Raw genomic sequence first — 23,068 nt, forward strand, 5'->3', positions numbered from 1 at the left:
GGTCAGCTCCCCGATCCGTGCTGGTGCGGGTACCGGCCCGTGCCGTTGGGGTCGTTCGGGTCGTCGGGGTCGTAGTAGGGCTCGGCCTGCGACTGCCCCGGCACCCACGGCTGCTGGTGCTCCGTCTGCTGGTAGGGCTGCTGCTCGTAGCCGTACTGCTGCTCCTGCGGGTACGGCTGCTGCTCGTAGCCCTGCTGCGGGTACGCCTGCTGCTGGTAGCCCTCGTAGCCCTGGCCGTCGTACCCCTGGCCGTCGTACCCCTGGCCGCCGTACGGCGCGGCCGCCGGCTGCTGGGCCGCGTACTGGTCGTAGCTGTACGGGTCGGCCTGCTGGTACGTCTGGTACGGGTCGGCGTACGGCTCGGCCTCCTGGACGGCGGCGGCCGCCTGGACCGCCTCGGCCACCGGCTCGCCGGCCTGCTGCGGCGGGATCGCGCCCGGCCGGCCCTCGTACACCCCGCCCTCCTCGCCGCCCTCGCCGCGCTCGGCCATCCGGCGGGCCCGGCGGCTGCCGGGGGCGGGCGCCTGCGCCTGGGCCGCGGCGGCCAGCGCGGCGGCGGCCACCACCTCCTCGGGCAGGTCGTCGTCGTTGTGGTTGCGGCGACCGGGCAGGGCCAGCACCAGAATGGTCAGGCCGAGCAGCACCTGGGCCCAGATCCAGCCGGTGTGTCCGAAGCCGTCCTCCCGGGTGACGGTCAGTTTGCCGCCGCCGGCCGGGAGCTTGAAGCCCTGCGCCCAGCCGTCGACCGTGACGGACTCCAGCGTGGTGCCGCCCACGGTGGCCTTCCACTGTGGGGCGGCGGACTCGGCGAGCCGCAGCACCCGGCCGTCCGGGCCGGCCGGGACGGTGGCGGTGAGGTCGCGGGCCCCGGACGGGACGACCACCGGGGCGGCGCCCGGGGCGGTGATCACCGCGCGGACGGCGGGGGCGCCGGTGACCTGCCAGAGCGCGGAGTCGCCGTCCTGGTTGGCCTTGACCAGGCCGGGGGTGGTGTCCAGGACGTCCTTGTAGGTGCCGATCACCGGCTGTTGGACCAGCACGTAGGCGATGCCGTAGCCGGAGAGCGCACCGGCCTGGTCGGCGCCGGAACCGGCCAGCAGGCTGCCGACCATCTTGTTCAGGCCGTCCTGGGTGCCGGTCGCCGGGTCGACGGTGGACTCGGCCTGGCCGAGCGTCAGGCCCGCGCCGCGGACCACGGTGTAGCGGACCGCGCCGCCACCCGGGTCGCCGGTGACGACCAGGGTGCGGGACCGGTCGGTGGTGCCGGCCTCCTCGGCGATGAACGCGGGCACCTGGCCGGCCTGGGCCCGGTGCAGCGGCTTGCCGGCGCCGGTGAGCGCCCACCACAGGCCGGTGCCCAGCGGGGCCAGCACCGCGGCGGCCACCACCAGCGCGGCCACCGGCTGGCGCCAGCCGAAGGCGATCCCGGCCACCCGGGCGTTGGCGCCGTCGGCGCCGATCGCGGCGGCCGCCAGCAGGGCGATCCCGGCAATCAGCGAGGCCGGGCCCGCCCAGGCGGGCACCGCCGGGCCGCCGGAGGCCGGGGTGACGGAGGTGCCCGCCACCGCGACCGCGAAGACCAGGCCCGCACCGGCCGCGCCCCAGGCGGCCAGCACCGCGCGGCGGCGGTCGGCGCGCAGCAGCGCGGCGAGCGCGGCGAGCACCACGCCGGCCGACAGCCAGACCGGCGGCACCCCGGCGCCGCCCGGGTTGACCAGCAGCAGGCCGGCCGCGCTCGCACCGGCGCCGTGCAGGCCCGGCAGGCCGGCCTCCAGCAGCAGCCACTGCGGGTGCGCCAGCACCGCCAGCGACCACGGCGCCAGCACCAGGACGGGCAGCGCGAGGATCACCAGGACGCGCAGGCCGAGCAGGCGCAGCGCGGCACCGCCCGAGCCGAAGGCGCCGCCGCGGACCACCGCGACGACCAGCGTCGCCAGGCACAGCGGCAGGGCGAGGGCCCAGGTCAACGGCACGAAGGAGGTGGCCAGGGTGAGCAGCAGGACGGTCATCCAGACCGGCCGCCACCCCGGGCGGGCGCCCTTGGCGGCGCTCTCGTCGCGGATGCCGAGACCGGCCGCGATCGCGGCGGCCCGGGCCAGCGGCGGCAGCAGCACGGCGAGGACGGCGGTGCCGATCCGGCCCTGGGCGAGCGCCCCGGTCGCGGCGGGCAGCAGCGCGTAGGCGGCGCTGGCCCAGGCGCGGACCAGCTTGGAGTCCAGCAGCGGCCGGGACACCAGGTAGGCGCTGACCGCGGCCAGCGGCACGGTGAGCACGATCAGCAGGGTGAGCGCGAGGTCGGCGTGGTCGAACAGCACCCAGGACAGCACCGCGAGCACGCCGAGGTACGGCGGCGCGGCGGCGGTGGAGCCGGTGCCGACCGGGTGCCAGGCGTCCGCGTACATCGACCAGAGGCCGCCGGCGCCGTCGGAGGCCGGCAGCAGGGCGCCGCCGAACAGCTCGCCGCTGCCGAACAGGCCGCGGCAGGCGATCAGGGCGAACACCAGCAGGGCCGCGAACAGCACCGGCGCCGGGCGCCGGGCCAGCTTCTTGATCAGCGTGAACTGCTCGACGACCAGGTCCTCGTCGTCCTCGCCGCCCGGCCCGGCCTCGACCGAGCCGTGCCGGCCGCCGGTGTCGTCGCCTCCCCCTATGCCGAGGGAGCCGATCACGCCCTCGGCGGCGAGCCGGGCGGTGGCGCCGGGCGCCGGGAAGAGCGTGCGGTCGTCCAGGGCGTCGGCGGCCCGGGTGCGGGCGCGCTGCTTGCGCGCGGCCAGCAGCCGGGGGAAGCGGACGAGTTCGTGGCCGAGGCCGGTGAGTTCGTCGAAGGCCTGGCGCGGGTCCTTGCCGAGCAGGTTGGTGACGGCCCGCAGCAGGGTGCCGAGCACCAGCCGCAGCAGGACGTAGGGGAAGAGCGCGCCCTTGCAGTTGGCGAGCAGGGTGTAGACGGCGCCGGCCTTGTCCACCCGGTGCGGGTGGACGGGGCCGCAGTCGATGGCGCGGCGCTCGCGGCTGGCCGCCTCGGCGTGCCGCAGCACGGCGTCGGGGGCGACCACCACGCGGTGGCCGGCGGCGTTGACCCGCCAGCAGAAGTCGGTGTCGTCGCGCATCAGCGGCAGCGCCTTGTCGAAGCCGCCGAGCTCCTCGAAGACGTCGCGGCGCACCAGCATGCCGGCGCTGGAGACGGCGAGCACCGGGCGGACCTGGTCGTGTTGGCCCTGGTCCTGCTCGCGGCGGTCGAGGCCGGTCCAGCGGCGGCCGGAGCGGGCGATGGTGACGCCGACCTCCAGCAGCTGGCGGCGGTCGTACCAACTGCGCAGCTTGGGGCCGACCACGGCGGCGCTGGGGGTGGAGTCGGCGACCTGGAGCAGTCGGCGCAGCGCGTCGGTCTGCGGCTCGCAGTCGTCGTGCAGCAGCCAGAGCCATTCGACGGGCCGGGTCTCGCGCGGGCCGCCGCGGCCGAGGTCGTCCTCCTGGGCGAGCGGGTCGCCGAAGTCGTCCCAGCCGCCGGTGACCGGGTCGTAGCCGGAGGGGTCGAGCCGGTACGGCAGGTCCTCCGGGCGCAGCGGCGGGCTGCCGAAGACGGCCTCGGCGACGGCGGTGCCGAAGCCGGCCCGGCGGCCGAGGACCAGCGGGCCGCTCTCGGGCAGCCAGTCGGCGAGGGTGTCCGCGAGCAGTTGCGGGGAGTTGTCGGTGGAGCCGGTGTCGACCGCGAGCACCCGCTGGACCTGGCGGTCCTGGCCGAGCAGGCCGGCGAGGGCCTGCGGCAGCCAGCGGGCCCCGTCGTGCGAGACGATCACCGCGGTGACCAGGTGGCGCGGATAGGCGGGAGGCCTGGCAGCGGTGAAGCCGCTCTGGTGGCTGTAGACGGTCATCGAGTGCGCGGGCCCCAGTTCTCGGTGGACACAGCCGGTGAACGGCAACCGGATGGCGCACCACACTAACGGCTCCGGATGGCGGCTTCGTCCGCGGTGCCGGTGCGGGACCGGTGAAGAACGGGCCGGGAACACGAAAGCGCCCCACCACCGCGGTGAGGCGCCCGTACTGCCGTGTGGCTGTCGAAGGGTCAGCGGGGGTCGACGGCCGCCCCGGTCAGACCGCGCTCTTCTTGAGCCTGCGGCGCTCGCGCTCGGAGAGACCGCCCCAGATGCCGAACCGCTCGTCATTGGCGAGGGCGTACTCCAGGCATTCCGAACGGACCTCGCAGGCGAGGCAGACCTTCTTGGCCTCGCGAGTGGAGCCGCCCTTCTCGGGGAAGAAGGACTCCGGGTCGGTCTGGGCGCACAACGCGCGCTCCTGCCAACCGAGTTCCTCTTCGTCCTCCGCGATGCCGTCACCGATCAACAGCTCAAAGAGCTCGCTCATGTGGCGCGCCTCCTCTGCCCCTACTTTGGCGTCCCCGTGGTTGCCGTTGCCTCGTGCGGCCGACGACACGAGTGAAATTACAGTTGCGTCACTCTGGCTCAGTCAAGCCGAGCTCTGGTATTGGGGCCGGGATTCACTCCCTGGCACCAAGCCGTTACGAATAGTGTACATATTCGGACACATTGGACCTTCGATCCGAAAGCCCCGTACGGCGTCGAACCAGCCACAACCATTCGGCGCGTGACGCTCGGTCACCATCACAGGCCGGTCATCGCCCTGCCTTCCCGGCGATCTTCCCATCGAAACATAGAGCGTGATTTATCACCCCATCCGGGCAACTTCCTGGCGTAACCCCCGCGAATGCCGCATCCCTGTGTTTGACACCGGCCCCACGGATGCGGTCTCCTTTCCCCTATGTCAGAGTTCGCCAGCCCCCGGAGCGGTTCCACGCTCCGCCGTGCCGTGAACTCTTGTTGTCGCCTCTGTTCCTGCTGTATCTAGGCGCCCGCGTCCCACCGCGCGCCGCCCCCAGGAAGCACAGAGGCCGCCCGCGATTCCCGCCCCAGGACATCCCGGATCCGGCTGATCCCTGACGAACCAGCCGCCACTCCGAGGACGACTCCCGTGCGCATGACCCGCATCCGCAAGCGGAACCGCGACCGCAACAAACTCGCCCGCCGAAGCACCGCCCCCGCCGCCGTCCGGGGCTGGAGCGACGGCCTCAGTGACGTCTCCATCGCCGGCGACCCGCTCGCCTTCCCGCACCTGGCCCGCACCGACCTGCCCCGCCACCCCACCACCGTCGCCGGCCACGCCCGGCTGATCCGCGAGATCGCCGCCGACCGCGCCCGCTGGGAGCCCCTGGTCCGCTACGACGCGCTCACCCGCTGGTACGCCCGGCTGGAGACCGGCCCCGGCTACGAGGTCTGGCTGCTCAGCTGGCTGCCCGGCCAGAGCAGCGGATTCCACGACCACGGCGAGTCCTCCGGCGTGATGACCGTCGTCCAGGGCGAGCTGATCGAACGCTCCCTCACCCACGCCGGCGAAGGAGCGCGCACCCTGCGCCCCGGCGGGCAGCGGGTCTTCTCCTCCGGCTACCTGCACGAGGTGGTCAACGGCACGCTCGAACCCGCCGTTTCCATCCACCTCTACACCCCCGGCCTCACCGAGATGAACCAGTACGGCGGCACCGCCCTCCCCGAGCAGCACCCGCAGGCCCAGGCCGGGACGCACTGAGCACCCGCCCACGTCGGCCCCGCCGTCGCACCCGCCGTCGGCGAGGCTGACGGGCAGTCGGACCGTGGCAGGATGAACCCATGCGCATCGTGGCACTGGCAGGCGGAATCGGCGGAGCGCGCTTCCTGCGCGGGCTCCTCGCGGCGGTCGGACCGCAGGACGAGATCACCGTCATCGGCAACACCGGCGACGACATCCACCTCTACGGCCTCAAGGTCTGTCCCGACCTCGACACCGTGATGTACACCCTCGGCGGCGGCATCCACGAGGAGCAGGGCTGGGGCCGCACCGACGAGACCTGGTCGATCAAGGCCGAGATGAAGGAGTACGGCGTCGGCCCCGAGTGGTTCGGGCTCGGCGACCGCGACTTCGCCACCCACCTCGTCCGCAGCCAGATGCTCACCGCCGGATACAGCCTCAGCCAGGTCACCGAGGCGCTGTGCGTGCGCTGGAAGCCCGGCGTGCGGCTGCTGCCGATGAGCGACGACCGGGTCGAGACCCACGTGCGGATCACCGACGAGCAGGGCACCCGGGCGATCCACTTCCAGGAGTACTGGGTCAAGCTGCACGCCGCCGTCGACGCCGAGGCGATCATCCCGGTCGGCGCCGACACCGCCAAGCCCGCGCCCGGCGTCCTGGAGGCCCTCGCCGCCGCCGACGTCATCCTCTTCCCGCCGTCCAACCCGGTCGTCTCCATCGGCACCATCCTCGCTGTCCCCGGCATCCGGGAGGCCGTCGCCGCCGCCCCCGCCCCCGTCGTCGGGCTCTCCCCGATCATCGGCGGCGCCCCGGTGCGCGGCATGGCCGACAAGGTGCTCGCCGCCGTCGGCGTCGAGGCCACCGCGGAGGCCGTCGCGCTGAACTACGGCGCCGCGATGATCGACGGCTGGCTCGTCGACACCGCCGACCAGGCCTCGGTCGCCGCCGTCGAGGCCGCCGGGATCGCCTGCCGGGCCGTCCCGCTGCTGATGACCGACGTCGAGGCCACCGCCGAGATGGCCCGGGCCGCACTCGCCCTCGCCGAGCAGGTGCGGAAGTGAGCGGGCGCGAGCGCACCGAGGTGGGCGCATGAGCCTGCGCATCCTGCCGGTCGAAGGACTGCCGGAGATCGACGCCGGGGCCGACCTCGCCGCGCTGCTCGCCAAGGCCGGCGAGTACCGGGACGGCGACATCCTGCTCGTCACCTCGAAGATCGTCAGCAAGGCCGAGGGCCGACTGCTGCACGCCGCCGACCGCGAGGCCGCGATCGAGGCCGAGACCGTCCGGGTGGTCGCCCGGCGCGGCCCCGCCCGGATCGTCGAGAACCGCAACGGCTTCGTCATGGCCGCCGCCGGCGTCGACGCCTCCAACACCGCCCCCGGCACCGTCCTGCTGCTGCCCGAGGATCCGGACGCCTCCGCCCGCGCCCTGCGCGCCCGGCTCCAGCAGCTCACCGGCCGCCGGCTCGCCGTCGTCGTCACCGATACCTTCGGCCGGCCCTGGCGCAACGGCCTCACCGACGTCGCCATCGGCGCCGCCGGGCTGTCCGTGCTGGAGGACCACCGCGGGCGCGCCGACAGCCACGGCAACGAGCTGGCGCTCACCGTCACCGCCACCGCCGACGAACTCGCCGCCGCCGCCGACCTGGTGAAGGGCAAGACCAGCGGCGTGCCGGTCGCCGTCGTCCGCGGGCTCGACCACCTCGTCACCGCCGAGGACGGCGACGGCACCCGCCCGCTGGTCCGCCCCGCCGTCAACGACATGTTCCGGCTCGGCACCTCCGAGGCGCTGCGCCAGGCCGTCACCCTGCGGCGCACCGTCCGCTCCTTCACCGACGAACCGGTCGACCCCGGCGCCGTCCGCCGCGCCGTCGCCGCCGCCGTCACCGCGCCCGCCCCGCACCACACCACGCCGTGGCGGTTCGTCCTGCTGGAGACGGCGGAAATCCGCACCCGGCTGCTCGACGCGATGCTCGCCGCCTGGCAGCGCGACCTGCGCGGACTCGACGGCTGGGACGACGCCCGGATCGCCCGCCGCACCGCCCGCGGCGACGTCCTGCGCGACGCGCCCCACCTGGTGGTGCCCTGCCTCGTCATGGACGGCTCGCACCACTACCCCGACCAGCGGCGCGCCACCGCCGAACGGGAGATGTTCACCGTCGCCGTCGGGGCCGCCGTGCAGAACTTCCTGGTGGCCCTCACCGGCGAGGGCTACGGCTCCGCCTGGGTCTCGTCCACCATGTTCTGCCGCGACACCGTCCGCGCGGCCCTCGACCTCCCGGACGGCTGGGACCCGATGGGCGCCGTCGCCGTCGGCCGCCCCGCCGAACCCCCGCGCGAACGCCCCGAACGCGGCGCCGACGCCTTCATCGAGGTGCGGTAGGGGTCAGCCGTCGAGGTCGTCCGGCAGCAGCCGGAAGGCCTTGTGGTTGGTCAGTGGCCTGACCGCACGGAAGTGGCGACGGTCGACGGTCAGCACGGCGTCGGTCCTGAACTCCGCAGCCAGCGCGACGTTGATGGCGTCCGTCAGGCCGATGTTCAGGTCCGGGTACTGCCGCGTGACCGCCCGAGCGGTAGCAAGGTGCGCACCCACCTCGGGCACCTCGAAGCGGCCGATCGCACACCGGTCGATGATGTCGTCCAGAATGCGCATCGCCATCGCGGCTCCGAGCGTCCGGTGCGCGAGGTAGTCCAGCTCGGCCAGTACCAGGGGCGAGATGACCAGATGGCCGACCGTGCGCAAGGCCTTCAGACAGGCGTCATGGTCGGGTTCCTCACCGGCGTACGCGGCGAGCAGGGCACCGGTGTCACCGACCACCGCGACGTCGGTCACCTGCCGAATCCTTCCATGTGCTGGTCGAGGTCGGCCAGAATGCGGCCGCCGCCGCCAAAAATGACCGGCATGTCGTCGAGCTCGTCCCCCATCGGATCGGTCCGGAAGGGGTAGACGGGTGCGGCCAGGCTCGGCGGCAGGATGGTGGCCACATGCCGGCCGTCCTTGGTGACGGTGACCGTCTCGCCCCGCTCGACGGCTCCTATCACCCTGGCCGTCTGCTGGTTCAGCTCCCGCATGGTTGCTTCCATGCGAGGCAGTGTACTACGGCGTAGTTCATCGCCGCCGGTGGTCGTTGGGGGTGAGGCGGGGGCCGTAGCGGGGGGCGTGCGGGGTGGTGGCCAACAGGAGGCGGCAGACGCGGTGGCGGTGCGGGCGGTAGGGCTCCAGCAGGGCGAGCATCTGGGCGTCGTCGCTGCGGGGGCGGCCGGCCAGGGCCCAGCCGACCAGGTCGGGCAGGTGGAAGTCACCGACCGAGACCGCGTCCGGGTCGCCGTTGCTGCGTTGCAGGGTCTCGGCGGCCGTCCAGGGGCCGATGCCCGGGACGGCGGTGAGCCGGGCGAAGGCCTCGGCGTGGTCCATCGCGGCGGCCTCCTCCAGCCGGGGCGCCAGTCGGACGGCGCGCATGATCGTCGCCGAGCGCTTCGGATCCACCCCGGCGCGATGCCACTCCCAGCTCGGCACCAGCGCCCACTCCCGGGCCGACGGCGCCACCCGCATGCCCTCGGCCGGGCCCGGCGCCGCGGTGCCGAAGTCCCGTAGCAGGGTGCGCCAGGCCCGGTAGGCCTCGTCGGTGGTCACCTTCTGTTCCAGGATCGCCGGGACGAGGGATTCCAGGACCAGCCCGGTGCGGGTGAGGCGGACCGCGGCGGTGCGGCGCTGGGCGTCCCGCAGCGGGCCGGGCGGCAGCACCAGCGCCTCCGGGTCGTCCTGCGCGCCCAGCAGCGCCGGCAGCCGCTCCAGCAGCCACGGCGCACCCGGGCCCCAGGCGGTCGCCTCCACCTCGCCGACCGCCGGGCGCGCCAGCACCCGCAGCGTGCCGATCCCGGCCGGGGTCCGGGACGCCCGCCAGAGCGCACCGTCGCCGGTGGTGCGGTACGCCGGGTCGGCGGGGCCCCGGCGCAGCGGCAGCAGCGTCCGGGCGACGTCCAGCGGGAAGCCCGGCCGCCAGCGCCGTACCGACTCGCCCGTCACCGCCGTGCGCCTCCTCCGCTGTCCGGCTCCACCGCCTTCGTCGACCATGGGGGTATGAACGATACGCGGCTGCCGGAGCTGTCCTCCGGGGACGAGAGCGCGGTGCGGGCGCTGTACCACCGGGCGCTGGAGGGGTGGAACCAGCGGGACGGCTCGGCCTTCGCCGGGCCGTTCGCCGAGGACGGGGAGGTGATCGGCTTCGACGGCACCAGGCACCGCGGGCGGTCGGTGATCGCCGCCGAGCTGGGGCGGCTGTTCGCGGACCACGCGACGCCGGAGTACGTGGCCAGGGTGCGCCGGGTCCGCGCGCTGGGGGCCGGGGTGGCGCAGTTGGACGCCGTCGCGGGGCTGGTGCCGGACGGCGCGGAGGACCTCGACCCGGCGCTCAACGCGGTGCAGACGGTGATCGCGGTGAACGCCGGGGCGGGGTGGCGGATCGGGCTGCTGCAGAACACGCCGGCGCGTTACGACCTCCGGCCGGATCTGGCGGCGGCGTTGACGGCGGAGCTGCGGGGGCTGGTCGGGCGGGGGCCGGGGCCCGCGTAGGTCCGGTCCGGCCGGACCGGGCCTGGGGCGGGGCGGCGCGTCAGGGGGCCTGGAGGTGGGCCGCGGCCGTGCGGAGGGCGGGGAGCCTGGCGTAGAGGGCGTTGCCGGGGCATTCGGTGTTGAAGGCGTCGCGGTGGCCGGAGACGGCGTCGAGGTCGACGACGGTGCCCTTGGGGTAGCGGCTGGCGTCCGAGGCGGAGGTGAGCTTGGTGCGGCCGTCGGCGGGGTGGCCGGTGAGGCCGAGCTTCCAGGCGGCGATGGCGGTGAGGCCGTCCAGGAGCGGCTGGGACGGGGCGTCGCCGATGTAGGTGCCGATGGCGGCGACGCCGGCCGAGTCGGTGTTGAAGCCGAGGGTGTGGGCACCGTGCACGGGCTGGTCGACGCCGCCGGCGCGGCCCTCGTAGACGGTGCCGCAGCGGTCGACCAGGAAGTTGTAGCCGATGTCCCGCCAGCCGCTGCTCTGAACGTGGTACTGGTAGATCGACCTGATCACCCGGGCGGCGTCGGAGCAGGCGTAGTCGGTGGCGGTGGCGGTGTGGTGGATGAACACCTCGCGGACCGGGCCGGTGTACTCGAAGGTCTGGTCGCGCAGGGACTCGTCCGCGCCCCAGCCGGCCCGGGTGACGATGGCGGGGCGCGGGGCCTGGTGGGCGTCGGCGGGGCCGCGGGGCAGGACCCGGGCGGTGGGCGCGGACGCGCCCTGGCCGGGGTCGACCAGGTCGAGCCGCAGGCCGGGCGGGGGTCCGGCGGGGCCGGGGCGCACCTCGACGGCGACGCCGTCGCTGCGGCCGGTCCACAGGGGCGCGGTGGCGCCGTGCGGGGCGCTGTCGGGGCCGTCCTCGGTGTCGGCCTCCAGGTCGTGCCAGTCGCCCCAGCGGCCGGTGGCCGCGTCCCGGGTGCGGACCCGGACGGCGCCGCCGGCGAGCGCGTCCGCCGGGCCGTCCCAGCCGACGCCGAGGAGTTCGAACGGCCGGGTGGTGCGCGGGGCCAGGGCGGGGCCGGGGCCGAGCGGCAGCGAGGTGACCGACCCGCCGCCGGCGGAGCCGCGGCGCCGGGCGCCGTCGGGATCGGCCGGGCCGGCGGTGGCGGCGGGCTGGAGGAGCAGGGCGACGGTGCAGCCGGCGAGCAGGGCAGCCGGGAGGGAAAGGCGCATAAACCGGATGGTGGCGGCAAATCGGGCCGCCCGCCACGTCGCCTCGCGCCCGGTCCGCCACCCCTCCCGACGCCCCACTCGAAGGCCGTAGGCTGGGGCGCACCATGACTGCGCATTTCGCTGCCGATGCCCGCACCCCCGTCGAGCTGCTGCACGCATACCTGCGAGGCGGCACGCCCACGGTCGATCCCGCGGCCCCGCTGGTCACCTTCTACGACGACGCCACCGGCGAACGGGTGGAGCTGTCCGCCCGGACCTTCGACAACTGGGTGGCCAAGACGGCCAACCTCCTCCAGGACGAGTTGAACGCCGGCCCGGGCGACCGGGCCGTCCTGCTGCTCCCCGCCCACTGGCAGAGCGCCGTCTGGCTGCTGGCCTGCTGGTCGGTCGGGGTGACGGCGGTGCCCGGCGGCGACCCGGCCCCCGCCGACCTGGTGGTCAGCGGCCCGGACGGTCTGGCGGCCGCCCAGGCCTGCGAGGGCGAGCGGGTGGCCCTGGCCCTGCGCCCGCTCGGCGGACGCTTCCCGCAGCGCCCGGACGGCTTCCTCGACTACGCCGCCGAGGTGCCCGGCCAGGGCGACCGCTTCGCGCCGTACTCGCCCGTCGCCCCGGACGGCCACGCGCTGGAGACCGCCGTGGACGGGCTGCCGCTGAAGCTGACCGGCGAGCAGACCGTCGCGCTGGCCCGGGAAGGGGCCGTCCGGCTCGGGCTGAAGCCCGGCGACCGGGTGCTGTCCACCCTCTCGTTCGACGACTGGACCGGTCTGGAGGCCGGCCTGCTGGCGCCGCTGGCGGCCGGCGCCTCGGTGGTGCTGTGCCGCAACTCGCAGGGGCTCGAACCCGGGCAGTGGGAGAAGCGGACCGAATCCGAACGGGTGACACTGCGCCTCGGGTAACCCCCGGGTCGGACCGGGCGGGTAGGGATGCCTGCCATGGCCGAGGACGACACCGCGCACCCCCCGACCGACCCTCCCCCGACGGACGCGCACCCCTCCGAACCCGGACGCCCGCACCGGCGCCGGCGGTGGCTGATGATCACCGCCGGCGTCGTCGCGTTCCTGCTGGTCGCCACCGGGGCGCTGCTCTGGATCGCCTACCGCAAGCTCGACGGCAACATCCGCACCGACTCGGCCACCGACCAGCTGCTCGCCCGGCTGGAGGCCGAGCGGCCGAGCCGGACCGCCGGGGCCACGGGCTCCGAGAACATCCTGCTGATCGGCAGCGACGACCGCTCCGGCACCAACTCCTCGTACGGCGGCGAGCCGGGCACCCGGCGCTCCGACACCACGATCCTGCTGCACCTGGCCGCCGACCGGAAGCACGCGACGGCGGTCTCCCTCCCGCGCGACGTCATGGTCTCCGTCCCCGCCTGCGAGAAGCCGGACGGCACCCGCGGCAAGGCCGGGCTGATGCAGTTCAACTGGGCGTTCGAGCTGGGCGGGCCGGCCTGCTCGATCCGCACCGTCGAGCAGCTCAGCGGCATCCGGATCGACCACTACGTGATCCTCGACTTCAGCGGCTTCAAGACGATGGTGAACGCGATCGGCGGGGTCGAGGTGTGCGTCCCGCAGGCGATCCACGACAAGGACGCCAAACTCGACCTGGCCGCCGGACGGCAGACCCTGCACGGCGAGCAGGCGCTCGGTTACGTCCGGGCCCGGGAGAGCCTGGGCGACGGCAGCGACACCCAGCGGATGGGCCGTCAGCAGCAGTTCCTGGCCGCGCTGATCCGCAAGGTGCAGTCGCAGGGCGTGCTGCTGAACCCGGGGCGGCTGTGGCCGGTGCTGGACGCGGCGACCTCCTCGGTCGAGGCGGACGGCGGGCTGTCCTCGCTCGGGGCGCTGTACGACCTCACCCAGGACCTGCGGGACATCCCCTCGGCGGACGTGGTGTTCCTGACCGCGCCGCGCCGCCCGTACCGGTACGACTCGGACCGGGACGAGTTCGTGCAGCCGCAGACCACCCAGCTGTTCACCGCGCTGCGGGACGACCGGTCGGTCGCCGTCCGGCCGCCGGGCTCGGCGCCGTCGCCGAGCGTCGGGGCGGGCGTCGGGGCGGGCGTCGGGGCGGGCGCGAGTCCGAGCCCGAGCCCGGTGGCGGCGGGTCGGGGGTCGGACGGGGCTGCGGGGGCTGCGGGGGTGGCTGGGGCTGCGGGGGCACCGGCGAAGGCGTCACCTTCGGCGGACGCCTCGCCCACGTTCGAGGGACGCACGGCCGACGTGGACGCCTGCGCGCAGCACTGACCGCGGCTGCGCCGCAGGTCGGCGCGGGTTTTCCGGCAGAACCCGCGCACCCGGGGGCCTTTACCTTGCGATTACCTGAACATGGTGCAGATCACACCCGGAACGATTCCCCCGTTCGGCTCGTCTAGTGTGTCCGGATCGGCCCGCCGAACGGGCGGGCCGGAGCCGTGACCGGTCGGAGGCAGGGAACCCCCGTGCAGCAGGACAAACCGGAGGTCGATCCCGCCGACCAGTGGACGCGCGACCCGGAAACCGGCCAGTACCGCCTCGACCCGGCCGCCGGCGTCCCCGGGCAGCGCCGCCGGACGGACGGCCGGAGAGCCGCCGAGGCGACGCCGGCCACGGAGTCGGCCGAGGCCGGGACCGGGGCCGGGCGCGCCGTCGGGCAGGGCCGCCGCGACTCCCGGCGGCGGGCGGCCGCCGCCGCCAAGCGGACCCGGCGCCGCCGGGCGCTCAAGTGGACCGCCGGGGCCGGTGCCCTGGTGATGGTCGCGGGCTGCGGCGGGGCGTACTACCTGTACCAGCACTTCAACAGCAACCTGACCTCCGTCAAGGTCGAGCTGGGCAACGAGGAGGAACGGCCCAAGGCCGCCGGGGACGCGCTCAACATCCTGGTGCTGGGCACCGACAGCCGGGCGGGCCTCGGCCGCGAGTACGGCGACGAGGGCAGCGCCGGGCACGCCGACACCACGCTGCTGTTCCACATCTCCAAGGACCGCTCCAACGCGACCGCGATCAGCATCCCGCGCGACCTGATGGTGCCGATCCCGGAGTGCCAGAGCGCCAAGGGCAAGAAGATCCCCGGCTCCGCGCGGGACATGTTCAACAACAGCCTCGGCCAGGAGGGGCGCGATCCGGGCTGCACCTGGAAGACCGTCGAGAAGATCACCGGGATCCGGGTCGACCACTTCGTGCAGGTCAACTTCGAGGCCGTGAAGACGCTCTCCAGCGCCGTCGGCGGGGTCGAGGTCTGCGCGGCCAAGGACATCAACGACACGGACTCGCACCTGAAGATGAGCAAGGGCCGGCACGTGGTCCAGGGCGACGAGGCGCTGGCCTTCGTCCGCACCCGGCACGCCGTCGGCTTCGGCGGCGACCTCACCCGCATCCCGCTCCAGCAGCAGTTCATCAGCTCGATGATCCGCAAGATCAAGAGCGACGACACCCTGACCAGCCCGAGCAAGCTCTACAAGCTCGCCGACGCCGCCACCAAGGCGCTCACCGTGGACTCCGGGATCGGCAGCGTCGACAAGCTCAAGGACCTCGCGCTGGACCTCAGCAAGGTGGACACCAAGAACATCACCTTCGCCACCGTGCCGGTCCTGGACGACCCCAAGGACAAGGACCGGCTGGTGCTCAAACAGCCGGACGCCGGGCAGCTGTTCGCGATGATCGCGGGCGACCGCTCGCTGACCGAGACCGCCGCCCCGGCCTCCGCCGACACCACCACGGCCGCACCGGAGCCCGGACCGCCGACTCCGAGCGCCACCACCACGGCGGTGGACGCCAAGGACGTCCGGGTGACGGTGCGCAACGGCAGCGGGACGCGCGGGCAGTCGGGCCCCACCGTGGACAAGCTCCGCGCCAAGGGCTTCGCCAAGGCCGCGACCGCCTCCGACGCGCCCGTCACCGCGACCACCACGGTGTCCTACCCGGCCGGGCAGGACGCCGGGGCCGCCGCCGCCCTGGCCGCCGCGCTCGGGCTGCCGGGCGACGCCGTTCGGCCGGACCCGAAGGCGGATCCGAAGGGGCCCCTGGTGCTGGTGCTCGGCAAGGACGTCCTCGCCGCACCGGCCACCGCGGCGGCGCCCCCGACCGAGGCGCCGAAGGACCTCCAGCGGGTGCAGGCGGACGACACCGACGCGTGCGCCAAGTAAGACGGGCGCGGTGAGCAGGACGTGCGGTGAAGAGGACGGGTGCGGCGAGTCACCAGGCCGGCGCGAGCGTTCCGTCCGTCTCCCGGTAGTGCTCACCGGTGCGGGGGCAGCGCCAGCGGCCGTCGCCGACGGGCTCCAGCGGCTCGCCGGCGCGGCCGACCCAGCCGATCCGGCGGGCCGGGACGCCGGCGGCCAGGGCGAAGTCCGGGACGTCCCGGTGGACCACGGCGCCGGCCGCGACCAGCGCCCAGCGGCCGACCGTCACCCCGGCGACCAGGACCGCCCGGCCGCCGATCGAACAGCCCTGACGGAGCGTCACTCCTTCGGCGCGCCAGTCCTGTTGGCGCTTGGGCCGACCGTCGGGGGTCACCGCGCGGGGGTGGCGGTCGTTGGTGAGGACGGCGGCGGGGCCGATGAACACCCCGTCCTCGACCAGCGCGGGCTCGTACACCAGCGCGTGGTTCTGCAACTTGACCCGGCTCCCGATCCGGACGCCGGGGCCGACGTAGGCGCCGCGGCCGATCACGCACTCGGCGCCGATCACCGCGTCCTCGCGGACCTGGGCGAGGTGCCAGACCGTCGTCCCCGCACCGATGACGGCCCGTTCGTCGACGTCCGCGCTCGGCTCGATCCGGGCCGCGCCGGGCCCGCCCTCAACTGTCCCCATGCGCACCGACGATAGCGGCGCGGGCCGGGCCGGCGGGGCCGCTCCGACCCGCGCGCCCGGCGGGAACGGTCGGACCGGCCCGGGCCCGGCCGGCGTCAACTAGCCCTGGAGAGCACGTCCGTGGAGGCCGGGCCGACACTGCCTATCACCCGGCGGGCCAGCGAGCGGGGCGAGGTGAGGAAGCCGAAGCCCCAGCTGAGGTGCATGGTGGCGAGCGCCACCGGCAGCATCGCCCGGGCCTTGAAGGACAGGCCGCGGCCCCCGACCAGTCCGCCGCCGAGGATGCCCAGCAGGTACGCGCCGGGCACCGCGAGGAGGGCCGGGTGGACGGCGACGCCCAGCACCAGCCCGAGGGTGACGGCCAGCAGGGCGGTCGGCGGGGCCAGGTAGCGGAGGTTGACCGAGCCGCGGTGGTAGCGGGTGACCACCCGGCGCCAACGGCCGTAGTCCTTGTACTGCTTGGCCAGCGCCTTCACCGACGGCCTGGGCCGGTAGGTCACCTTGAGCTGCGGGGTGAACCAGACCAGCCCGCCGTCCTGGCGGATGCGGTAGTTGAGCTCCCAGTCCTGGGCGCGGATGAACTCCTCGTTGTAGCCGCCGAGCTTCTCCAGCACCTCGCGCCGGAACACCCCGAGGTAGACGGTGTCCGCCGGGCCGGCCAGGCCGCCGGTGTGGAAGGCGGCGTTGCCGACACCTATCTTGGAGGTCATCGCGGCGGCGACCGCGTTCTCCCACTCGGTCTCGCCCTCGGCGTGCATGATGCCGCCGACGTTGGCGGCGTCCATCTCGTCGAGCAGCCGGACCGCGGTGGTGATGTAGCCGGGGGTGAGCAGGCCGTGGCCGTCCACGCGTACCACTATCGGATGGTGCGAGCCGCGGATCGCGGCGTTCAGCCCTGCGGGGGTGCGGCCGGTGGGGTTCGCCACCGTCCGGACCCGGGGGTCCTCCGCCACCAGTTCGGCCGCGATCTCCGCGGTCCGGTCGGTGGACGGACCGAGGGCGATCACCACCTCCATCGGCCCGGGGTACTCCTGGTCCAGGATGCGCCGGACCGCCGTCCGCAGGTGTCGTTCCTCGTTGAGCACCGGCATGATCACGGAGACAGCCGGCAGCTCCTCAGCAGCCTTGGTGTTCATCGGGGCCAACCGTACCGGTGCGGACGCGTCTCCGTCTTGTCCCGGTCTGGGCGGCCGCACGCACCTCGCGGCGCCCGGGCAGTCCCTTGATCACGCCCACCGTACTCCGCTCCTCGTACGGGCCCGCAGCCGGGTCGGAACGGGGCGGTTTCCGGCGGGCGGGGCCGGGCCCGGGAGGGCCTTTCGCGGGCTCTCGGCGGGGTTCGACGGCCGCCGCGCGGGTTCGGTGCAGGTTCGGCGCAGGTTCAGAGCACGTGGTGAACGACGGTGAAGAGCGCGTAGCCGGCCAGCGACAACCGGTTCAGCAGGTGCTGCGGACCGCCCAGCCGGTCCGGCAGCGACCGGTGCGGGCGCAGGTCCGGGCGGTGGGCGGCGGTCGCGACGGCCCGGGCCAGCTCCACCGGGTCGTAGCGGTCCCCGAGGTGGCCGGCCAGCCAGGCGGCCGGGCGGCTGCCCACGATGATCTCCTGGCCCGAGCGCAGCTGGACGGTGAGCAGGTTGCGGTGGACCGCGGCCGCGTTGATCTCCTGCCACCGGAAGGTCCGGATGCGCAGCGCGGTGGCCATCCGCAGGCCGTCCCGGTCGACCACCATCTGCCAGGAGAGGGCTCGGCCGCAGGCGAGGATCACCACCGAACCGAGCCAGAGCGGGCGCACCAGCCCGTCCCACCAGCCGCTCCCGCCGAGCAGCACGACGAGGCCCGCGAGCAGCAGTGCGGGCACCGGACCGGCCGCCGCCCGCAGCGGCAGCGGCATCTCCCAGCGCCGGGCGGGCACCGGTTCGGCGTCCGGCCCGGCCGCGGGGGCGGCGGCCACCGTCTCGGCGGTCAGGGCGGCGACGGCGAGTTCCCGCTCCCGGTAGCCCTCGGTGCGCCGGCCCAGCCGCGGGGCCCGGGCGGCGGGGGCGACCACGGCCGCCACCCAGCGCGGGTCGTGGTCCAGCAGTCCGGGGCGGACCAGGAGCTGGTGCTCCGGCCCGTCGGGCCCCCGGTACAGCACGGCCGGCACGCTCCGGCCGGCGCGGGCGAGCCAGGCGGCGGCCTCCTCCGGGGTCAGCCGGTCGAAGACCTCTCCGAGCTCCTCCTCTTCCTCGTCGTAGGAGACCTCGTGGTCGAGGTAGTCGGCGTCGTCGTCCTCGGTCTCCAGGTGTTCGGGCACCCAGGCCGGGCCCTCGCCGTCCGGGGCGCCGTAGCGGGCCCAGCGGTAGCGGTCGCGCTCGACCAGCCGCCAGAGCGCGGGGCCGTCCGGCGGGCCGTCCAGCGGCTGCACCAGCAGGTCGCCCCGGGCGTCGGCCCGGACCCGGACGGCGAGGGCGGGCGCGGAGCCCGCGAAGCCGGGCCGGGCGCGGCGGGCGTTCGCGGTGGCGGCCGAGCCGAGCAGCAGCAGGCCGGGCAGGGCGAGCAGGCCGCCGGCGACCAGCGCGCCGGTGAGGTCGTAGTCGTCGCCGGCGGCGCGGACGGCGGCGCCGTCCACCAGCAGCGGGACGGGTTCACCGGGCTGCGGTGGCCGGGCCCACCAGACGTCCAGCCGGGCGGTGCGTTCCGGGCCGCCGCCGGGCGGGTGGAAACGGACGGTCAGGACGCCGTCCCGGTCGGTGTCGCCCGCGGTGCCGGTGACCTGGTCGGCCCGTTCGGCGCTCGCCTGCTGGCGGGCCTGCCCCCACAGGCCGTACAGCGGGAGCGCCAGGGCGACGGCGAGCAGCAGGCCGCCGAGCGCGCGGCGCAGCACCGGCGGGCCGTCGGGGTGGACGGGCGAGGGCGCGCCGGCGGCGGTCCAGGGGAAGGGGACGGGCGGGGCCATCAGTTCGTCGAGCTGCTGGCGGGCGCGGCGGCGGCCGAGTTCGGCGCCGATCAGCACGGCGGAGAGCAGCAGGTGCAGCAGCACGGCCGTCCAGCGGCAGAGCGGGGTGACCAGGCCGCCCGGGGCGTACCAGAGCACCGCGAGGACGGCTGGCGGGACCAGCGCCCGGCCGCGGAACCGGGCGGCCAGCAGGACCACTTCGGCCAGCACCGACCAGCCGGCCAGCGAGGAGCCCCAGGTGTCCCGGCAGACGCCCTGGAGGTTGCAGGCGCCGGCGCTCGGCTCCACCGAGGTGGCCAGGAGCACGAAGGCGGCCGGCAGCAGTGCCAGCCAGCGGCCGTCCAGGCGCCAGGCGGTGCGGGCGGCACGCCAGCGGGTGGCGGCGGCGGTGGTGAAGGGCGCGGCGCTGGGCAGCGGCGGGGCGTCCGGGGTATCCGGGGCGAACATCGGACGATCATCTCAGCCGGTCGGGGGCGGCCCGTGCCGCAGGGGCCGGGTGCTGCCCGCACCCGGCCCCTGCCCCCCGTTCCCCCCTCGGCGGCCCCCCACCGCCGGGTCTGGTGGCCCCCGCCCGGTCAGTCCGTCGCGATGGCCGCGAGGACGTTCATCCGCCCGGCCCGGAAGGCCGGGACGAGGGCGGCGGCCAGTCCGATCACCACCGAGGCGACCAGCGTCACCGCGAGCGTGGTGGTCGGGACGGAGAGCGTGGCCAGGCCCTGGTCGCGCAGCACCCGCTGGGCGGTGACGCCCCAGGCCAGCCCGAGCCCGGTGCCGAGGACCGCGCCGAACACCGCGATCACCACGGACTCCAGCCGGATCATCCGGCGCAGCTGGCGGCGGGAGAGCCCGATCGCCCGCAGCAGGCCGATCTCCCGGGTCCGCTCGACCACCGACAGCGCCAGGGTGTTGACCACGCCGAGCACGGCGACCGTGATGGAGAGGCCGACCAGGCCGTAGATCAGGTAGAGCAGGGTGTCGACCTGGGACTGCACGACCTTCTTGTAGCCGGCCTGGTCCTTGATGGTCAGCTGCGGGTACTCCTTGAGCGCGTCCTCCAGGGCGGTCAGCGTCTTCGCGACGTCGGCTCCGGAGGAGGCCTTGGCGAAGAACGTCCAGACCGGCGGCTGGTCGGCGGCCGGCACGGCCTTGGCCATGGTGTCGAAGTCGACGAAGGAGCCGTCGCCGAACAGCGAGCCCTTCGCGAACACGGCGCCCACCGGCAGCACCTGGGTGCGGCCCTTGCCGTAGCTGACGGTCAGCTGGTCGCCGACCCTCAGGTCGTGGTCCTTCGCGAAGGCCTCGCCGATCCCCAGCTCGCCCCGGCCGATCGCGTCCACCGAACCGGCGGTGACCGGGAGGTGGAAGTCGGTGCCGAAGAAGGCGGGCGGCGCGGCGGTGAGGTTCGTCCTCGCGCTCCGGCCGTCCGGCAGCTGGAGCTTGGGGCTGAAGAACTTCTGGGTGGTGATGTGGTCGATGCCCGGGGTCCGGCGGACCGCGTCCAGCATCTCGGGGGTGATCGAGGTGCGGCCGCCCGAGACGATGTAGTCCGCGCCCACCGACCGGTCGATCTGCGCGTTGGCCGAGGTGACCGTCGAGGCGCTGAACACCGAGGAGCCGATCACCAGCGCCAGTCCGATCATCAGCGCGGCGGCGGTGGCGCCGGTCCGGCGCGGGTTGCGCATCGCGTTGCGCTGGGCGAGCCGGCCGGACGGGCCGAACAGCGCCGGCAGCAGCGCGCCCAGCACCCGCACCACGGCGGTGGCCAGCAGCGGGCCGAGCACCACGAAGCCGATCAGGGTGAGCAGCACGCCGAGGCCCAGGTACTGACCGCCGGTGGCCGCCTTCTCCGCCTGCGCGGCCAGCACCAGCAGCCCGCCGCCGCCCGCCGTCAGGACGAGGCCGACCACCGTACGGACCAGGTTGGCGCGGCCCTCGGCCGGCGTGCCGTGGTCGCGCAGGGCGGCCATCGGCGCGATCCGGCTCGCCCGGCGGGCCGGGAACCAGGCCGCCACCAGGGTCACCACGATGCCCAGGGCGTACCCGGCGAGGAACACGGTCGGGCCGATCTGCAGGTCGCCCGCGTCGAGGTTCATGCCGATCGCGTTCATCAGCTTGATCAGGCCGACCGCGATGCCCAGACCGGCCGCGACCCCGAGGGTCGAGCCGAGCACGCCGAGGATCAGCGCCTCGACCAGGACGGAGCGGTTCACCTGCCGGCGGCTGCCGCCGATGGCGCGCAGCAGGCCGATCTCCCGGGTGCGCTGGGCGACCAGCATCGAGAAGGTGTTGATGATCAGGAAGCAGCCGACGAACGCCGAGATGAGCGAGAAGCCGAGCATCGCGTTCTTCATGAAGCCGAGGCCGCTGCCGATGCTCTTGGTGTTCTCGGCCTTCTGCTCGGCCGCGGTCTTGACCTGGTAGCCGGTGCCCAGCGCGGCCACGGCGTCGGCCTTGAGCCGGTCGTCGCCGCGGCTGCCGTCGCCGTACGCCTCGACCGAGGTGTACGCCTGCTCGCCGAGCAGCACCTGCTGGGCGGTCGGGGTGTCCAGGAAGGCCAGCGCCGCACCGGGGTTGGTGGTGGTGAAGGAGGCGATGCCGGAGATCGTGAACTCGTGCCGGCCGTCGGCGTTGTCCACCCGGAGCTTGTCGCCGAGGCCCAGCTCGGACTTCTTCGCGGTGTCCGCGTCCAGCACCAACTCGCCCGCGTTCCGCGGGACGTGGCCCTGGGTGAGGTGCACCGTGTTGCGCGGGGTGTCGGTCCAGTTGCCGACCAGGGTCGGCGCGCCGGAGGTCGGGCCGACCAGCTTGTTGGTGGCCGGGTCGACCAGGGCCGCGTTCTCGACCATGACCTGACCCACCGCCGACTTCACCCCCGGCACCGCGGCGACCTGCCGGGCCACCGCCACCGGGACGGTCCGCGGCTTGTCGGAGGCCTGCCGGTCGTCGTCCTCGGCCGGCTTGGGCGGCTGGACGGAGACGTCGGAGGCGGTCGCGGCGAACAGCTTGTCGAAGGTACTGGTCGCGGTGTCGGAGAAGACCAGGGTGCCGGAGACGAACGCGACCGACAGCATCACGGCGATCAGGGAGAGCGCCATCCGGCCCTTGTGGGCGAAGAAGCTCCGCAGAGCGGTCTTGAGCAGCATGTTGTGTCGTCCCGCCCGCTCAGCTGGTGCGCTTGCCGTCGAAACGGCGCATGCGTTCGAGGACGGAGTCGGCGGTGGGCGCGTGCATCTCGTCGACGATCACGCCGTCGGCGAGGAACAGCACGCGGTCCGCGTAGCCGGCGGCGACCGGGTCGTGGGTCACCATCACGATGGTCTGGCCCAGTTCGTCGACCGAGCGGCGCAGGAAGGTGAGCACCTCGGCGCCGGCCCGGGAGTCCAGGTTGCCGGTGGGCTCGTCGCCGAAGATGATCTCGGGCCGGGCGGCCAGCGCCCGGGCCACCGCGACGCGCTGCTGCTGGCCGCCGGAGAGCTGCGCCGGGCGGTGCTTGAGCCGGCCCGCCAGGCCGACGGTCTCCACCACCTGGTCCAGCCAGGCCTGGTCCGGCCGGCGGCCGGCGATGTCCATCGGCAGCGTGATGTTCTCCAGTGCGGACAGCGTCGGGAGCAGGTTGAACGCCTGGAAGATGAAGCCGATCTTGTCCCGGCGCAGCCTGGTCAGCTGCTTGTCCTTGAGGCCGGTGATCTCGGTGTCCCCGATCCAGATCCGCCCGCCGCTGACCGTGTCCAGGCCGGCCAGGCAGTGCATCAGGGTCGACTTCCCGGAGCCCGACGGGCCCATGATCGCGGTGAAGCGGCCACGCTGGATGTCGACGTCCACCGCGTCGAGCGCGGTGACCCTGGTCTCGCCCGCGCCGTACGCCTTGCTGACCTGACGGGCCGCGGCGGCGACGGCGGGCGCGCCGCCGGGAAGCTGGGGGTCGTACACGGCTGTGGCTGCCGTCGTCACTGGAGTCTCCTAAGAAGTGGGCCCGACCGTCGACCCCGGCCGGCCCTCCGTGCGCGGGCATGCCGCAGGACGCGGGCATGGCGCGGGAAGGGT

Annotated in this window: 18 protein-coding genes; 7 read left to right on the plus strand and 11 right to left on the minus strand. The window is 74.6% G+C overall.

All coding sequences use genetic code 11. The features are described 5' to 3' along the window. Positions 1-2: 2 nt before the first annotated feature. Together ACIPLC_RS35005 and ACIPLC_RS35010 are read right to left on the minus strand one after the other, a co-directional pair. The gene (locus tag ACIPLC_RS35005; protein WP_400477088.1) at positions 3-3,872 is read right to left on the minus strand and encodes a glycosyltransferase family 2 protein; all 3,870 of its coding nucleotides are present in this window, start codon (positions 3,870-3,872) and stop codon (positions 3-5) included. Positions 3,873-4,089: 217 nt separating this feature from the next. Beyond that, a complete protein-coding gene (locus tag ACIPLC_RS35010; RefSeq protein WP_030062195.1) occupies positions 4,090-4,362 on the minus strand; it encodes a WhiB family transcriptional regulator in 273 nt (90 codons plus the stop codon). 624 nt (positions 4,363-4,986) lie between these two features. Here ACIPLC_RS35010 and ACIPLC_RS35015 point away from each other — a divergent pair. The 3 genes from ACIPLC_RS35015 to ACIPLC_RS35025 all read left to right on the plus strand — a co-directional run bounded on the left by ACIPLC_RS35015 (position 4,987) and on the right by ACIPLC_RS35025 (position 7,959). Then, entirely contained in the window at positions 4,987-5,598 is a 612-nt protein-coding gene (locus ACIPLC_RS35015) for a cysteine dioxygenase (RefSeq protein WP_400477089.1), read from the plus strand. 80 nt (positions 5,599-5,678) lie between these two features. Then, the gene (gene cofD, locus ACIPLC_RS35020; protein ID WP_400477090.1) at positions 5,679-6,638 is read left to right on the plus strand and encodes a 2-phospho-L-lactate transferase; all 960 of its coding nucleotides are present in this window, start codon (positions 5,679-5,681) and stop codon (positions 6,636-6,638) included. Positions 6,639-6,666: 28 nt separating this feature from the next. Continuing rightward, positions 6,667-7,959 (plus strand): coenzyme F420-0:L-glutamate ligase, encoded by a 1,293-nt coding sequence (locus ACIPLC_RS35025; protein ID WP_400477091.1) that lies wholly within the window; start codon positions 6,667-6,669, stop codon positions 7,957-7,959. Positions 7,960-7,962: 3 nt separating this feature from the next. Here ACIPLC_RS35025 and ACIPLC_RS35030 read toward each other — a convergent pair whose 3' ends face one another. The 3 genes from ACIPLC_RS35030 to ACIPLC_RS35040 are packed head-to-tail and all read right to left on the minus strand — an operon-like array spanning position 7,963 to position 9,651. Beyond that, positions 7,963-8,409 (minus strand): PIN domain-containing protein, encoded by a 447-nt coding sequence (locus ACIPLC_RS35030; protein ID WP_400477092.1) that lies wholly within the window; start codon positions 8,407-8,409, stop codon positions 7,963-7,965. Further along, entirely contained in the window at positions 8,406-8,660 is a 255-nt protein-coding gene (locus ACIPLC_RS35035) for a type II toxin-antitoxin system Phd/YefM family antitoxin (RefSeq protein ID WP_400477093.1), read from the minus strand. The genes ACIPLC_RS35030 and ACIPLC_RS35035 overlap by 4 nt, the downstream gene beginning before the upstream one ends. A gap of 25 nt (positions 8,661-8,685) precedes the next feature. Then, a complete protein-coding gene (locus ACIPLC_RS35040) occupies positions 8,686-9,651 on the minus strand; it encodes a DNA-3-methyladenine glycosylase family protein (protein WP_400477094.1) in 966 nt (321 codons plus the stop codon). Positions 9,652-9,657: 6 nt separating this feature from the next. On the opposite strand from ACIPLC_RS35040, the gene ACIPLC_RS35045 reads away from it, so the two are divergent. Further along, positions 9,658-10,149: an SgcJ/EcaC family oxidoreductase gene (locus tag ACIPLC_RS35045; protein ID WP_400477095.1), complete on the plus strand. Its 492-nt coding sequence runs from the start codon at positions 9,658-9,660 to the stop codon at positions 10,147-10,149. 40 nt (positions 10,150-10,189) lie between these two features. On the opposite strand, the gene ACIPLC_RS35050 is transcribed toward ACIPLC_RS35045, so the two are convergent. After that, entirely contained in the window at positions 10,190-11,302 is a 1,113-nt protein-coding gene (locus ACIPLC_RS35050; RefSeq protein ID WP_400477096.1) for an N-acetylmuramoyl-L-alanine amidase, read from the minus strand. Between the two features lie 104 nt (positions 11,303-11,406). Between ACIPLC_RS35050 and ACIPLC_RS35055 the strand changes: the two genes are divergently transcribed. From ACIPLC_RS35055 to ACIPLC_RS35065, 3 genes are all read left to right on the plus strand, one after another. Further along, entirely contained in the window at positions 11,407-12,198 is a 792-nt protein-coding gene (locus tag ACIPLC_RS35055; RefSeq protein ID WP_400477097.1) for a TIGR03089 family protein, read from the plus strand. 36 nt (positions 12,199-12,234) lie between these two features. Next, entirely contained in the window at positions 12,235-13,545 is a 1,311-nt protein-coding gene (locus tag ACIPLC_RS35060; protein ID WP_400477098.1) for an LCP family protein, read from the plus strand. 194 nt (positions 13,546-13,739) lie between these two features. Next, the gene (locus ACIPLC_RS35065) at positions 13,740-15,422 is read left to right on the plus strand and encodes an LCP family protein (protein ID WP_400477099.1); all 1,683 of its coding nucleotides are present in this window, start codon (positions 13,740-13,742) and stop codon (positions 15,420-15,422) included. A gap of 49 nt (positions 15,423-15,471) precedes the next feature. Here the strand turns inward: ACIPLC_RS35065 and ACIPLC_RS35070 are convergent, their stop codons facing one another. The 5 genes from ACIPLC_RS35070 to ACIPLC_RS35090 form a co-directional block, all read right to left on the minus strand. Further along, positions 15,472-16,089: a DapH/DapD/GlmU-related protein gene (locus tag ACIPLC_RS35070; protein ID WP_400477100.1), complete on the minus strand. Its 618-nt coding sequence runs from the start codon at positions 16,087-16,089 to the stop codon at positions 15,472-15,474. A gap of 95 nt (positions 16,090-16,184) precedes the next feature. After that, entirely contained in the window at positions 16,185-17,225 is a 1,041-nt protein-coding gene (locus ACIPLC_RS35075) for a glycosyltransferase family 2 protein (protein WP_400477101.1), read from the minus strand. 245 nt (positions 17,226-17,470) lie between these two features. Further along, positions 17,471-19,471: a hypothetical protein gene (locus ACIPLC_RS35080; RefSeq protein ID WP_400477102.1), complete on the minus strand. Its 2,001-nt coding sequence runs from the start codon at positions 19,469-19,471 to the stop codon at positions 17,471-17,473. 128 nt (positions 19,472-19,599) lie between these two features. Further along, complete coding sequence (locus ACIPLC_RS35085) at positions 19,600-22,167, minus strand: ABC transporter permease (protein WP_400477103.1); 2,568 nt, start codon at positions 22,165-22,167, stop codon at positions 19,600-19,602. Between the two features lie 19 nt (positions 22,168-22,186). Further along, positions 22,187-22,975 carry an ABC transporter ATP-binding protein gene (locus ACIPLC_RS35090; protein WP_387818356.1) on the minus strand — a complete coding sequence of 263 codons (789 nt, stop codon included), beginning with the start codon at positions 22,973-22,975 and terminating at the stop codon, positions 22,187-22,189. Positions 22,976-23,068: the final 93 nt, after the last annotated feature.

This window comes from Kitasatospora sp. NPDC086801 (assembly GCF_044745805.1).
Classification (GTDB): domain Bacteria; phylum Actinomycetota; class Actinomycetes; order Streptomycetales; family Streptomycetaceae; genus Kitasatospora.

Coding starts and splice junctions, on each gene's coding strand:
- ACIPLC_RS35005 (WP_400477088.1), bottom strand. CDS start 3,872: ATGACCGTCTACAGCCACCAGAGCGGCTTCACCGCTGCCAGGCCTCCC.
- ACIPLC_RS35010 (WP_030062195.1), bottom strand. CDS start 4,362: ATGAGCGAGCTCTTTGAGCTGTTGATCGGTGACGGCATCGCGGAGGAC.
- cofD (WP_400477090.1), top strand. CDS start 5,679: ATGCGCATCGTGGCACTGGCAGGCGGAATCGGCGGAGCGCGCTTCCTG.
- ACIPLC_RS35025 (WP_400477091.1), top strand. CDS start 6,667: ATGAGCCTGCGCATCCTGCCGGTCGAAGGACTGCCGGAGATCGACGCC.
- ACIPLC_RS35035 (WP_400477093.1), bottom strand. CDS start 8,660: ATGGAAGCAACCATGCGGGAGCTGAACCAGCAGACGGCCAGGGTGATA.
- ACIPLC_RS35040 (WP_400477094.1), bottom strand. CDS start 9,651: ATGGTCGACGAAGGCGGTGGAGCCGGACAGCGGAGGAGGCGCACGGCG.
- ACIPLC_RS35045 (WP_400477095.1), top strand. CDS start 9,658: ATGAACGATACGCGGCTGCCGGAGCTGTCCTCCGGGGACGAGAGCGCG.
- ACIPLC_RS35050 (WP_400477096.1), bottom strand. CDS start 11,302: ATGCGCCTTTCCCTCCCGGCTGCCCTGCTCGCCGGCTGCACCGTCGCC.
- ACIPLC_RS35055 (WP_400477097.1), top strand. CDS start 11,407: ATGACTGCGCATTTCGCTGCCGATGCCCGCACCCCCGTCGAGCTGCTG.
- ACIPLC_RS35060 (WP_400477098.1), top strand. CDS start 12,235: ATGGCCGAGGACGACACCGCGCACCCCCCGACCGACCCTCCCCCGACG.
- ACIPLC_RS35070 (WP_400477100.1), bottom strand. CDS start 16,089: ATGGGGACAGTTGAGGGCGGGCCCGGCGCGGCCCGGATCGAGCCGAGC.
- ACIPLC_RS35075 (WP_400477101.1), bottom strand. CDS start 17,225: ATGAACACCAAGGCTGCTGAGGAGCTGCCGGCTGTCTCCGTGATCATG.
- ACIPLC_RS35080 (WP_400477102.1), bottom strand. CDS start 19,471: ATGTTCGCCCCGGATACCCCGGACGCCCCGCCGCTGCCCAGCGCCGCG.
- ACIPLC_RS35085 (WP_400477103.1), bottom strand. CDS start 22,167: ATGCTGCTCAAGACCGCTCTGCGGAGCTTCTTCGCCCACAAGGGCCGG.